The sequence below is a fragment of the Empedobacter sp. UBA5528 genome (assembly GCF_002426075.1).
Classification (GTDB): domain Bacteria; phylum Bacteroidota; class Bacteroidia; order Flavobacteriales; family Weeksellaceae; genus Empedobacter; species Empedobacter falsenii_B.
This window is the reverse complement of record NZ_DINY01000041.1, coordinates 1-14,238: the sequence shown is the minus strand read 5'-3', so window position 1 is coordinate 14,238 and position 14,238 is coordinate 1. Positions and strand designations below refer to the sequence as shown.

Sequence of the window (14,238 nt, the reverse complement as noted above, 5' to 3'; positions counted from 1 at the left end):
TTTATTTTCTTGAGCTTTTTTTATGCTCCAAATAATTATATCTTTATCCTCATAATAAAGTACGTTTTTATCACATGATTCAAAAATCATTTCTAAGAAAAACACTCTTTACTCTTACCTTTTTACCTTTATTTTCGTATAGCCAAGAATCGAAAAGTTCGGATGATTTATTTCAAGAAGCGCGTCACAAAGCTTTCGAAGAAAAAGATTATACAACTGCCAAGAAACTTGCATTACAAGCTTTAGATCAATCGCCAGAATATACAGATATCGCTGTTTTTTTGGGACGAATATATACGTGGAATGATGAAACTGAAGAAGCGAGAAAAGTTTTTCAGAATATTGAAAAAAACATGGATCCTTCTACCGATTTCTATTTAGCCTACACATCGCTTGAATATTGGAATGGTAATTATACAGAAGCCGTTTCTATCATTGATCGTGGATTAATTAAATATCCTAAAAACGAGGATTTGTTGTTGTTAAAAGCTAAAGTTCTTAATTCAAACAATGCTTATGATGAAGCTTCAAAAACAATCAAAGAATTATTAGCAATTAATCCTAAAAATACGGAAGCACGTGAATTAGCAAATCGAATCGAAATCAATAATACTAAAAATGCAATTAGTGTAAATTATAATTACTCACATTTTGACAAGCAATTTACAGATGATTGGCATCAAGTTTCGGTTAGTTATAAAAGACAAACTTCGATTGGTTCGTTGATTTTTAAAGTTAATTACGCAAACAAGTTTAGAGATAATGGTGTTCAATACGAAGTAGAAGCTTATCCAAGACTTTCTAATACATTTTACATGTACGTTGGCGGTGGATATTCGGATAGTGATGGAATTTTCCCTAAATATCGCACAGGAGCCTCTCTTTACGCTAATTTACCTAAAAGTTTTGAAGCCGAATTAGGTTATCGTCAACTTCATTTTTCGGATGATGTTTGGATGTTTACAGGATCAATTGGGAAATATTATAAAAATTATTGGTTCAATTTACGTGCATTCGTGACACCAAGTAACAACAACATTTCGCATTCGTATACATTCACAACGCGTTATTATACGGGCGATGCAAACAATTATTTAAGCTTAGCGATTGGTACAGGTATTTCGCCTGAAGATTTTAACAACAATCTTTTAGAGGATACAACTTACAAATTGAAGTCCTTCAAAATTGGAGCAGATTATAATTTTTCAATCAATGATTTAAATTTAATTTCAATTGGTGCGAATTATTATAATCAAGAATATCGTCCAAATCAAAAGGGAAATCAATTTGATGTAAGTGTCTCGTACAGCCGAAAATTCTAATTGATATAACGATTAAATATAGAATCAGGAACCATTTTTTGAGTATTTTTCAAAGAATGGTTTTTTGTTTTAAAGCTTTTCAATCGATTTTTCAACTCTGTTTCCATTTTCGAATTTTGTTCAACATCTTCTGTTAAATTCTTTTCGATTCGATATAATTTCCCTCCCGATAAATGATAATTCTGGAAAACATAATCATCCAAAATATTTTTATTTTGCATTAATGGAACGCCTTGTTTTCTGTAATTCGCTTTACCGTTTTCTAAATTCTGTCCCATCCAAGTCACGTAATTCGGTAATTTCATTTTATACGAATCTCTAAAATATGTTACAAAAGTTGGCGCAACATCAAAATGCGTTACAATATTTGACATCTTTTTTGGTGTTTTCAACAAAGGAGAATAGACAATAATCGGAACATGAAAACGATCAATCTTTGTTTCCATCGGAACTTCTGGCATTCGATGATCTCCAGTAATCACAAAAATTGTTTGATTAAAATCTGAACGTTTTTGATAAGCTTCGAAAAAGTTTTTTACAGCTTCATCAACACTCAAAAAAGTCACCAATTGTTGTTTATACTTTTTTACTGTCGTCAAAGTTGTCGCATCATAATTTCGTGATTTAATCAACGTTTCAAACTGTCTATTATATTTCTCAACATTGTTTATTAAGAAAGGACTATGCGTCGCTAACGTCATCAAAACATTAAAATACGGTTGATTATTTTCTTTCTGCGTTGCTAAATATTTTTTGAACACTGAATGATCATCAAATCCCCAAGAAAATCCATTATTTGATGGAATTTTAGCATATTTATTTTCGTAATCATTTTCATCAATAATTGTTTCAACATTCGAATAATTCAAATATTTCGACATAAAATCAAAATCAGCATCACCACCGTAAAAATAACCAGTTTTATAACCATTACTTTTCAACAAATTATACAAATTAAAATGTTGAGGTAAGTTTTTTTGTTCCATAAAACCATTCTCAGCAAAAGGCAAAGAACCTGTCAAACCAGGTAAAACTCCATATGTTCTTCCCGTCGTACTTAATCCATTTTCCCAATACAAACTCTTTTTAGAAAGCTGATCGATATATGGTGTAAACGAGCCTAAATATGCACCATCGTTACTAAAAGCTCGTCCCAAACCTTCAATCACAATAAAAACAACATTCAGTTTTTCTGTTGTTAGATTAAATTGATCCGCAAAGAAATTTTTGTTCTCATCTTGATACAAAAATGGATAATTAGTTTTATCAAAATAATGTCGATTATCTTCATTATTTGAACTCGAATTTGAGTTTAAAAAATCAATTTCTGAAAGTTTATCTTCTGCATATTGTTCAATCGAATTTGAGAAAAAATAAGACGATTTACTCAAAGTTAGATTAGATGAAAACTCATCATTTTGAGCACTTTTTAAATACAAATTAATTGGAATAATAATCGCTAAAAAGCTTAAAATTATTAATGGTAATTGAAGAATTTTTTGATTAATTTTTAGTCGATAACTGTAAATAAATATCGTTGTTAAAATAGCAATTGCAGCGATTGATAAAAGAATATTTGTAACATTTACAACACCTGATGCTCCAATAATTAATTTCAATTCTTCGAACGTATAAGAAAACAAATCTGAACCCAATAAATTAAGTGTTGTTTGAAAATATTTAATCAATAAAATATTTGAAATAATTAAAAAAGAATACGCAAAAATGATCCATTTTTTTGCCCAACTTATCGAATAAAATTGCAGTAAAAAATATGTAAAACTTACCACAAAAATACTATCTAAAGCAAAATCGATATTATGTACGAATAAGTCAAAAAATAAAGTTTGATTAGAAGTTGTTGTAAGATTTTCTTGATAAAGATAAAATTCAAGAATTGATGACAATCCAAAAATTAAAAAATATATCAGTGAAATAAACGTAGTTTGCTGAATTAAATTAATGAATCCAAGTTTCAGTTTTTGCCAAATAGATAATTCTTTCGATTGATTTCCACCAAAACCTTGTCGCGTCATTTCTCCCCACGAATTATTTTTCAGAAAGAAATCCTTCACCCCTTTCACGCCTGCCATCACAACAAACGGATGAAATGTAAACGGCTCTATAAATGCCGTAAAAAATAATTTCGGAATATCCCCTTTTTTGTGATAAACATTATACGTCATCAAATCAATCAGAATGGCATAAATCGAATATAATATTCCATAAAGCAATACAAAAGCCATTAAAGGAAAGAAAATATGCCAATTAATAAATCCTAAAAAGAATAAAACTACGAAAATGACCCAACCAATGTATTCGATAATCGGTCCTAAAAATTCGAAGAAAAACCAATACGGATAACTCATCATTCCAAGTTTTCCATATTTAGGATTGAAAAATAAAATACGATGTTTCCACAATGTTTCTATCGTTCCACGCATCCAACGATTGCGTTGTTTGGTTAAAATTTCTTTTCTTTCTGGCACTTCTGTCCAACAAAGCGGATCGGGAATATTCACCACTTTATAGGCCAATTTTTGTTCGTGCATATAACGTCTCATTCGCACAACAAGCTCCATATCTTCACCAACTGTATCGTGATCGTAACCGCCACATTGAAGCACAATTTCACGATCAAAAGCCCCAAAAGCACCCGAAATAAGCATCAAACCATTGGCGCGCGACCACGCCATTCTTCCCAAAAGAAATGCTCGAATATATTCTAACGCTTGTGCTCTTCCTAAACGAGTTTTTGGCAAATTAACATCGACAATTTTTCCGTCAACAATGGTACAATTATTCGCCAAACGAATAACTCCTCCACACGCAATTACTTTTGCTTTTGCTTCATCCATAAACGGTTTTGCAAGCTTCAGAATCGCATCTTGTTCTAAAATACAATCGACATCAATACAAACAATATAATCGTTTGTTGCAATATTAATTCCGACATTTAGCGCATCCGATTTTCCTCCATTTACTTTGTCAACAATAATTAATTTCTTGAAAACAGGATTTGCACTTTTATAAATTGCATTAATTGGTTTCGTTTCTATATTTCCTTCAACGAAATAATCAATTTTAATCAAATCATACGCTTCAATTAATCGTTGCAACGAATCATCTTTGGAACCATCATTTACAATAATAATTTCGAGTTGATTGTAATACAACGACAACAAAGAACGCACGTTCTCCACAATCGTTGCACCTTCATTATAAGCGGGCGCAATAAGGCTAAAAGTTGGCGCATTTGGCGATGTTGCAATAACCGAATAATCCGTAAAACTGTTTTTTCGGATATAAGATTTTATCGCTCCTTTTGCATAAAAACCTATCCATCCATAGACTAAAATTAATAGGACTGAGTAAAAAAGGAAGCCGTAAATAAAAAAATCGAAAGCCGTTTCTAGCCAATTCATGATTAGTTTTCTTGGATAATTTGATTAATAATTTGTTTTAATTCAGGAGAGTGTGATTGATGTGCAAGTTTTTGTAAATCGGTTTTTGAACAACAATTATTTAACGCTTTTACACTTGCTTTTTTGACAGAAAATGAAGGATTTTCCTTTGCTTGAGTTTCTAAAAATGTGTTATTTTCTGGATTAGAAATTTTATCTAAGGCTTTTAAAATTTGAATTTGAAACTTTTCGTTACACGTTTGATATTGTTCAATCAATAGCTTTGAAGTTGAATCGTCTTCGATTCTGACTAATGTTTTAATCGTTTCTTCCACAACTTTTTCATCAGAATCGTGCAAATTATCTGCAACCAAATCGTGCATTTGCAACAATTGAAACTTGCGAATTAATTTCATTGTTAGAATTTTCACACTTTGATTAGGTGATTTTAACCAATTTGAAATTATCTTATCAACCTCATCAAGATTTGGTAAAATTGTAATTGCATCCAACAATTTCAACTGTTGCCAATCCGTCAATTGCTCTTGTAAATTATCCAAAAAATATAAACCTTCGAAACCAGCAAATTTCGTTAAACCATATTGCGCTTCAGATCGTACTAAATCATTTTTATGTTGTAACATACTTTTGATTTTCGGTAAAGTTCATCATTATTCATCGCCGTAACTTCCTGTATTGCTTCAGCAATTTCATGATTTTTTTGACTATTTAATTTCTGTAAGGATATTTTTTTTAATTGATAATGGTCAAATAAATTTTGAATACTTTCTTTTGAATTTCCAGAAAAATTTTGTTCCGCTTTTAATAATTTTTTGATAAAATAATGTTTGAATGAACTTGATTTCAAATAATCCGTAAAATCAGTATTCGAATTGGATTGCTCATCCAAAATTGTTTCATAAATTTCTTGATCAATAATAGCATTCCACTTATTTTTCTTTGTAATGGTTTTATATTCAATTATACTTGTCAATAACGTATAAATAATTGTCAAAAAAAGTAAAATAAGTAGAACGTAGATTCCTACGATTAACTCGGTATAGGTTATAATTTGTAGGATAATCATGCTTTTATTTTAGTAATTTCTTCACGCGAACAGACAATTCAATAGGGCTAAATGGTTTCACCATAAAATCATTTGCACCCAAATTAAATGCTTCCACCACCACATCTTCTTGCCCTAAAGAAGACAAAATAATCATTGGTGTTTCGGAATTCTTACTTTTTCTAACAGCACTAATAATCTCCAAACCAGACGCAAAAGGCATCATAATATCGGTAATAATCAAATCAATATCTTCAGTCTCAATCTTACTGATTGCTTCTTTTCCATTTCGTGTTAAAACAACTTTGTAACCTTCTTTTTTCAGTTTGTGCTCAATTGTTTTTAAAATCAATTCATCGTCTTCGGCAATTAAAATCTGCATAATATTGGTTTTTAAATATTTTTTAAATAGTTAATAACTAATTCTATTTCGGTTTTTACTTTAATAATCAGCTGGTTTTCTTGTAGGTAATTGATTGAAGTTGATTTTTCTATTTGTTCGGTTAAATCAGCCAAAATTGTTAGTCCAGCAGTTTTTGCTGTTCCTTTTACTTTATGACCTAATTGATTTAATCCTTCTAAATTTTGTTTGTTGGAATAAGTTTCAAATTCTAGTATAGATTTTTCTAACTCATTAATAATTATTTCTATAAATGTTTTTCTAAACGATTCGTCGTCTTTCGTATAATTATTTATCATCGAAAGATCAAGGTGATTTCCAAAATCATTGGTTTCAATCTTTTCATATTGGGAAAAGTCTAACCATTTTTCTAGTACATCAAAAATATCTTTTTCTCGAATTGGTTTTGCTAAGAAATCATTCAATCCAGCATTAAGACATTTTTCCTTTTCGCCTTTTACATTTCCCGCTGTCACTGCAATAATCGGAGTTTCTTGAAAATTGTTTAATAAACGAATAACCTTAGTTGCTTCAATACCATTCATTTCTGGCATTTGAATATCCATCAAAATTAAATCAATCTTATTTTCTTGACAAATTGATACGGCTTCCGCTCCATTCGCAGCCGTATACAAAATAGAATTTGGTGCAATATTTTTGATAATCTGCTGATTTAAAGCCATATTAACTAAATTATCATCAGCAATTAAAATATGAAATTGTTTCGAAAAATCTTGCGAAATTTCTTCTTGATTTTCAATTTCTATGGTTTGAATTTCTTTCGAATCAATAATCGTTTTACGCAGCGTATCAAACAATTCTTCAGACTTAATTGGTTTCAATAATCGCGAAGTAATTCCCAATTCTTTTGCTTTCTGAATTAGATATTCATCCTCAGAAGAACTATGCAATAATACTAAAGGAATTTTTGTATTCTTAGTTACAAAATACTCTTTTATTTTCTGAATTGTTTCTAAACCATTTAAAACTGGCATGTGATAATCCATCAAAATAACATCGTAAACATTGCCATTCAAAACTTTCTGAAGCGCTTCCATTCCATTGTTCGCAATATCAGACGTTATATTTTTGAACTGCAACATATGCTGCAAAATCATTTGATTACTTTGATTATCATCTACAATCAACACATGATTTATTTCTTCCAAATGATCAAATTGTTGCTCAATATTATATTCGTAATCAACTTCTAAATCAAAGAAAAATGTAGAACCTTTATCTATTTCGCTTTGCAATTCTAGATGACTTCCGAAATAATTTAATAATTTATTCGAAATTGTTAAACCTAAACCTGTTCCTCCGAAACGTTTACTAACAGTACTATCCTCTTGTGTAAATGCATCAAAAATCTTGGCTTGTTTTTCTGGTTTTATACCAATTCCTGTATCACGAACAGAGAATCTCAGTTTTGCTTTTTCTCCTTTCACAATTGGTTCAACTTGACTAATTTTTAGTTCTATTTCTCCACTATCCGTAAATTTCACAGCGTTTCCAAGTAGATTAATTAGCACTTGTTTCAATCGAGCTTCATCAATCCAAATAAATTGAGGTAAATTATTATCTATATTCAACAACAATTCAATTTTTTTGTTTTCGGCTTGATAAAGAATCACATTGATTACTTGATTTCCTAACTCGAACAAATTATTTTTTTCTATCGAAACATCCATTCGACCCGATTCAATTTTAGAGAAATCTAAAATATCATTTATTATTGACAACAATGAATTTGCAGAATCATTAATAAAATTCAAATATTGTTTTTGAGTCGGATTAAGTGGCGTTTTCAACAATAAATCAGAGAAACCAATCACACCATTTAAAGGTGTTCGAATCTCGTGACTCATATTTGCTAAAAACTCAGACTTTGCCTTACTAGCGATATCCGCATTCTTTTTGGCTTTTTTAAGTTCTTTATTTTTCTTGACAGATTCTGTTATATTTTGCGAAAACATAATCAGACCACCAATCTGTTTTTTGTTGATATACCACGGATGAATCGCCCACGAATAGTGTTGATCTGTATCATATTTTGGTGTACGATAAATCATATCTTCATTCGAATAATTTTCGCCTTGCAAACAAGCTTCATAAATCGCTTTTCTTTCTGCTGGAACATTGTACATTTCGTAATGAGATTTTCCGATCACATTTTTCTTTTTTATCACAAATTCATCACACCATTGATTACTCAAAGTCAGATAATTCATATCCTTATCAAACATTGCAACAGATGCAGGTACATGATTAATAAATGTTTCGAAAATAGCTTTTTGTCGAGCCAACTCTAACGTATAACGTTTTCTCTCATCAATATCCTGAAAAATTCCAAAAACGCTAACACATTCTCCATTTACAAATTCTGGAATTCCTTTACATCTTACCCAAATTGTTTTTCCTTTTTGGGTAACAATCTGCAACTCCATATCATATCCGATTCCTTTTTCTACCGCATCTTTAAAAGCTTTCTTTATTTTTGGATAACTACTTTTTGCTTCATAAAAATTGAGTGCAGTTTCTACATTTGGTTCATAATCTGGTTCAACTTCATGGATCTTTTTCGTTATATCAGCCCAAATTAATTTTTGCTTAACTAAATCATATTTCCAACCTCCAACATTCGCAACTTCGTACGTATGATCTAGTAACTGACGAACACGATTAAGATCTCTTTCCAACAACGTCCTTTGTGTCATATCCACAGCAGTACTCATTACAACAGGATTTCCTTCGTTATCTTTGTCCAAAATATTACTGTATAACCAATATGTTAGTGAACCATCTTTCTTAATCAAGCTCATCAAACCAGAATCTTGCTTTTTACTCAAAATCGTTTCTATATAGGTTTGATATTCTTTTTGATTAGATTTTGGAATTATTTTTTTCAGATTCAAATCTTTTGCCTCATTTTCTGAATAGCCCATAGATTCTAATCCTTTCTTATTTATCGACAAAATATTTCCATCTAAATCATGAATTGTCATTAAACCAAGCGAAGAATTGAAGAAGTTTCTAAACTTACGTTCACTGTTTTCTAATTCTACTTTTTTCGAATTTTCAAGCGTAATATCTCGACCAAAGAAGAAGATTTCGTTGTCAATTTTTAAGTTTGATCTTGTATACCATTCCACTAACTTCTCTTCTTGAGATTCGGGAGAATACATCAAACATTTGAAATTGATTGAATCTGTATTATTTTTAAGATTTGATAAATACGTATTAACTTTCTTTTTATCTTTTTCCGAAACAAAATCTAAAAAATTTTCTGTAATAATTGTCTTTTTATCTTTTATTCCTAAAACCTCTTTAAAAGCAGGATTTATAGATTTTAGAACACCATTAATATCGGCAACTCCAATCAGGTTATTCGATATTTTATAGATATTTTGAAAGTAAGAAGCGTCTTTTTTTCGCTTTTTACTAACCAATAATTTGGTAATATTTTTCCCAAGTTGAATCAATAAATTGCGTTGTTTTTCGTCCAACGTTCTTGGATAATGATCGTTTACACATAATGTCCCCAACACATTTCCATTGTCATCAATCAACGGAACACCAGCATAAAACTGAATATTTGCAGCTTTTACTCCAGCAATATTTTTTGCAGGTTCAAATTTCGTCACATCATCAATCACCAAAATTTCTTCTTCCATTAAAGAAAATTGACAAATAGTTTGTTGACGTGGAACAATATCTACCTCGATTCCGCAATTGGCTTTAATCACTTGATAGTTTTCATCAAAAATAGAAACTAACGCAATTGGCGCATTACAAATCAAACTCGCAGCATTTGCAAAAACCTCTAATTCTTCGTCTTTATCATGTTCTTGTAAATTATAATCGTAAACCGCTTGCAATCTTTGCTTTTCGTTCGTTGGGATGGGAAAATTTTTCATTAAAAATTGATCTTATTTAATAGGAAAGTAGAGGTGGTTAAAGATATTACATAAATCCAAATATTCTAAATCAATTATTTCTAAAAATAAAACCAACCTTTTTATTCATAAAATCATCTCTATTATAAATCTAAACTTTAAAAAATATGAAAATCACAATTCCAATTCCTTGCAAAGAGAAATTAACAAACGAAAATTTCTATGCAAAATGTCAACATAAAATCACTGACTTTTCTAATTTGACAAATGACGAAATTTCGAATGAATTTCAGAAAAGCAACGTTCATTGTGGTATTTTTCATCCAAGTCAATTAGGTCAAAATCTTTTTAAGAAAACGATTTCTAATGTCATGATTTTTTCTGCTTTTGGGTTATTAAATTCATGTACAAATGGACAGGATAAACCAAATTGTACAGAACCTTTAGTTGCAAAAAATGATTCGATTCAAAAAGAAAAAATAAAATTCAAAATAAAAGTTAATTTTGGAAATTCTAACTTAGAAATCAAAACATATCGTTTGTTAATTAATGATGAATTAGTAGAAAGTAAATTAAACGTTGGCGAGGAATATACAATACAATTTGAGACTTTAAAAAATACTGAACTTAACCTAAGATTAGCTTCAAATGAAATAAATTCAGAAGTTTATAAATCTTATTCATTTAAAAATTTTCCGAATAAAGTTAATTTAAACACTTCTGATTTTGAAGAGCAAGTCGTTTTGATGGGAGATATAGTGATTGATGAAAATTTTGTCCCAGAAAAATAATTTATTACCTTGCTTGCACAAAAGGGAATCGAGTGCAAATCTCGAGCTGTCGCGCAACTGTAAGTAGAGAAAAACTATAAGCCAGACCACTTTTTAGATGATGCTTTCGCGATTGAAGCTCAATCAAAACTACATATATTTTTATTATTTGTTGAATTGATTGCACTTGATTTCGAAAGCATTTTTTTATTAAAATTTAGTTTAGTATAAAATGCAAAAAGAAGAAATTCAACACATTATTGATCTTAAAACAAAACCGCTTGGAGCTTTAGGTTTATTAGAAAAAATCGCACTTAAAATTGGTTTGGTTCAGCAAAAAAATCATTTAGAATTAATAAAACCTCATCTAATCGTTTTCGCAAGCGATCACGGAATTGCACAATCTGGTGTTAGTGCGTATCCAGCAGAAGTTACGCCTCAAATGGTTTTAAATTTCCTAAATAATGGAGCAGCTATTAATGTTTTTTGTAATCAAAATGAGATTAATTTAACGATTGTTGACGCTGGTGTAAATTATGATTTCGAGGATTATTCGGTTTTGAAAAATTGTAAAGTAGCCAAATCAACCAAAAATTTCTTGCACGAACCTGCAATGACCTTAGATCAATTGGAACAATGTTTTGATTATTCGAAGACAATTGTGAACGAAATCGCTCAAAATGGAACAAATATTATTGGTTTTGGCGAAATGGGAATTGGGAACACTTCTTCTGCATCGATGCTTGTACACTATTTAACCGATTTACCGCTTGAACAATGTGTAGGACGTGGAACAGGTTTGAATGATGAGCAATTACAAAATAAAATCAATATTCTAAATGAAGCGAAGAATACACATGGGAAAATTACTGATCCAAAAGAAATTTTAGCCACTTTTGGAGGTTTTGAAGTTGCTCAAATGACAGCTGCAATGTTATCTGCTTATGAACATAATATGTTGTTGATGATTGATGGATATATTGCTTCGTCTGCGATTTTGGTTGCGTCTAAATTAAATCCAGAAATTTTAAACAATACAATTTTCTGTCATCAAAGTGATGAATCTGGACATCAATATTTATTAAATTATTTCAACGAAGAACCAATTCTGAACATCAATTTGCGAGTTGGTGAAGGAACGGGGTGTGCGTTGGCTTATCCAATTATCAAAAGTGCGGTAAATTTCTACAATGATATGGCGAGTTTCGACTCTGCAGGCGTGAGTAACAAAGAAACTAAAGTGAAATGCTAAAAAAAGAAATCACTTATTTTTTAACCGCATTGATGTTTTTTACGCGAATTCCGATTCCGTTCAAAATTCCATATAGCAACGAAATCATGAATCAATCACAGAAATACTATGCAGCGATTGGTTTATTGGTTGGCGCTTTTAATGCATTGATTTATATGATTTGTCAATTTATTTTACCTATTGATATCGCCATTATTATCACAATGATTACAAGCGTTTTGTTGACTGGAGCCTTTCACGAAGATGGTTTCACCGATGTTTGCGATAGTTTTGGAGGTGGTTATGGCAAAGAAAAAATCTTGACAATTATGAAAGATAGCCGAATTGGAGCTTATGGTGTAATTGGTGTTATCTTATTGTTGTTATTGAAATTCACATCACTTCAACATATTGCAGAAAATAATTTTTGGTTGATAATTTTCAGCTTGATTGCAGCACATTCGGTTAGTCGCTTTTTTTCTGGAATGATGATTTATACACACGAATATGTGACAGATATCGACAAAAGTAAATCAAAACCGATGGCAAATAAAGCACTTCCAATAAAAAATCTTATCATTAGTTTTCTTTTCTGTCTTGTGCCTTTTATTGTTTTTGGCGAATGGAAATTCTTGTTGATATTACCACTTTGTTACATAGGAAAAGTTTATTTGGGCTGGTATTTCAAAAAATATATTGGTGGATATACAGGCGATTGCTTGGGAACTGTGCAACAAGTTACCGAAGTTTTGTTTTATCTTGGCGTTTTAATTCTATGCAAGTTTCTGTAATTCGACATACAAAAGTTAATGTTCCTTCATCGGTTTGTTACGGGCAAACTGATGTGGAATTAGCTGAGACTTTTCATCAAGAAGTTGTACAAATTCATATTAAAATTGAAAGCAATTTTGAGATAATTTTTTCAAGTCCGTTAAGTCGTTGTCAACGCTTGGCAGAAACTTTCTCGAATGAAATTATTTTTGATGATCGATTAAAAGAATTCAATTTTGGAGATTGGGAAATGAAATCGTGGAACGAAATTCCTTCGGAAGAAATAGAACCTTGGTACGCCGATTTTGTCGAAACTAAAACGCCGAATGGTGAATCGATGCAAGAAATGTCTAAGCGACTTTTTGATTTTATGGACGAGTTACGAAATACTCAACACGAAAAAGTGCTGATTGTTGCACATGGTGGAATCATCCGTTTGATGTGGTGTTATTTGTTGCAAATACCAATCAAAAATGCATTCAAAATACCTATAAATTATGGTGAAATGTTTCAGTTTAATTTAGGAAAAACAAATGAGGAAGATTTTATTTTAAGGAAAGAATAAACTACAAACATTTTATCTTTTCTAACGACTTCCATTCATGTTCGATATTGGTCATCAGAATTGCGTTATCAAACTGAACAGAACCTTTTAGAAAGATTGTTTCATTTTCAAAAAAACTTGATTTCACATGTAAAACTTCCAAAGGTTCTACTCCCCAATTATAGGTTTCGAGTTTTAGACCTTCAAAATTATTTCCATTTGGAGAATAACCGACAGAACCATTCTCGAAGAATTTTGAAACTTCATTCAACGTTTCGAAAATCGAATTCGAATTAAATTCAACAGATTTTTTTGCATCAATTTCAATTCGTGTATCGTCAGAACTCGTGAAATCTAAATGATAATTATCGTTTTCTTCTATAACATTAAACTTCGCAAAATAATGTTTCCCAGGAAAAACTCGACCACCAACAAGCGTATTCAATTTTAGAGAAGTATCTCTCATCGGGATATATACACCTTCTTTTGTCACACCATTTTCTTCCCATTCAACCGCGATTCGATGCGCTGCATTTTCAGAATTCACTCCTACAAAATCAGGTAAACCTTTTGGTTTTATATCTTTTAATCGAATCAAACAGATTCCAGCAATTGCTTTTCCTTTGTACAATTTTGGACGAAAAGGTTGAGGTAAAATCGTCTCAATATAGTGTGATTCTACACAAAAATTGATTAACATTCTACGTTCTATAATACCATAAATTGTAGGGATTTTCATAATTTATTCTTTGTAAGTTGTTTCTTGTATTTTCCAATAATTCAACGTCAAATTATCACTATATTTTAAATAAAACCGGTAGTGCATTTGTATTA

Annotated in this window: 11 protein-coding genes and 1 riboswitch; of the genes, 5 read left to right on the top strand and 6 right to left on the bottom strand. The window is 30.6% G+C overall.

Annotated features, from left to right (window positions below):
* Nucleotides 1-74 precede the first annotated feature (74 nt).
* Nucleotides 75-1,322 carry a YaiO family outer membrane beta-barrel protein gene (locus tag B4L98_RS09130; protein ID WP_291078070.1) on the top strand — a complete coding sequence of 416 codons (1,248 nt, stop codon included), beginning with the start codon at nt 75-77 and terminating at the stop codon, nt 1,320-1,322.
* On the opposite strand, the gene B4L98_RS09125 is transcribed toward B4L98_RS09130, so the two are convergent.
* The 5 genes from B4L98_RS09125 to B4L98_RS09105 are packed head-to-tail and all read right to left on the bottom strand — an operon-like array spanning nt 1,319 to nt 10,109.
* The gene (locus tag B4L98_RS09125; protein WP_291078068.1) at nt 1,319-4,747 is read right to left on the bottom strand and encodes a sulfatase-like hydrolase/transferase; all 3,429 of its coding nucleotides are present in this window, start codon (nt 4,745-4,747) and stop codon (nt 1,319-1,321) included. The genes B4L98_RS09130 and B4L98_RS09125 overlap by 4 nt on opposite strands.
* 2 nt (nt 4,748-4,749) lie before the next feature.
* Nucleotides 4,750-5,370: a hypothetical protein gene (locus B4L98_RS09120; protein ID WP_291078066.1), complete on the bottom strand. Its 621-nt coding sequence runs from the start codon at nt 5,368-5,370 to the stop codon at nt 4,750-4,752.
* Nucleotides 5,346-5,813 (bottom strand): hypothetical protein, encoded by a 468-nt coding sequence (locus B4L98_RS09115; protein ID WP_291078064.1) that lies wholly within the window; start codon nt 5,811-5,813, stop codon nt 5,346-5,348. The genes B4L98_RS09120 and B4L98_RS09115 overlap by 25 nt, the downstream gene beginning before the upstream one ends.
* 4 nt (nt 5,814-5,817) lie before the next feature.
* Nucleotides 5,818-6,174, bottom strand: coding sequence for a response regulator transcription factor (locus tag B4L98_RS09110; RefSeq protein ID WP_180905097.1), 357 nt, complete (start codon nt 6,172-6,174; stop codon nt 5,818-5,820).
* Nucleotides 6,175-6,185: 11 nt separating this feature from the next.
* Nucleotides 6,186-10,109: a response regulator gene (locus B4L98_RS09105; protein ID WP_291078062.1), complete on the bottom strand. Its 3,924-nt coding sequence runs from the start codon at nt 10,107-10,109 to the stop codon at nt 6,186-6,188.
* 146 nt (nt 10,110-10,255) lie between these two features.
* On the opposite strand from B4L98_RS09105, the gene B4L98_RS09100 reads away from it, so the two are divergent.
* The 4 genes from B4L98_RS09100 (at nt 10,256) to cobC (ending at nt 13,425) form a co-directional block, all read left to right on the top strand.
* Nucleotides 10,256-10,879, top strand: a complete 624-nt coding sequence (locus B4L98_RS09100) for a hypothetical protein (RefSeq protein WP_291052891.1) — start codon at nt 10,256-10,258, stop codon at nt 10,877-10,879.
* Nucleotides 10,875-10,988: riboswitch (cobalamin riboswitch) on the top strand. (Overlaps the previous gene by 5 nt.)
* 102 nt (nt 10,989-11,090) lie before the next feature.
* Nucleotides 11,091-12,110 carry a nicotinate-nucleotide--dimethylbenzimidazole phosphoribosyltransferase gene (cobT, locus tag B4L98_RS09095; RefSeq protein ID WP_291047138.1) on the top strand — a complete coding sequence of 340 codons (1,020 nt, stop codon included), beginning with the start codon at nt 11,091-11,093 and terminating at the stop codon, nt 12,108-12,110.
* A complete protein-coding gene (locus tag B4L98_RS09090; protein ID WP_221854148.1) occupies nt 12,104-12,880 on the top strand; it encodes an adenosylcobinamide-GDP ribazoletransferase in 777 nt (258 codons plus the stop codon). The genes cobT and B4L98_RS09090 overlap by 7 nt, the downstream gene beginning before the upstream one ends.
* The gene (gene cobC / locus B4L98_RS09085; protein ID WP_291078060.1) at nt 12,865-13,425 is read left to right on the top strand and encodes an alpha-ribazole phosphatase; all 561 of its coding nucleotides are present in this window, start codon (nt 12,865-12,867) and stop codon (nt 13,423-13,425) included. Before B4L98_RS09090 ends, cobC begins: the two co-directional genes overlap by 16 nt.
* 1 nt (nt 13,426) lies before the next feature.
* On the opposite strand, the gene B4L98_RS09080 is transcribed toward cobC, so the two are convergent.
* Entirely contained in the window at nt 13,427-14,143 is a 717-nt protein-coding gene (locus B4L98_RS09080; protein ID WP_280036699.1) for a DUF2071 domain-containing protein, read from the bottom strand.
* Nucleotides 14,144-14,238 lie beyond the last annotated feature (95 nt).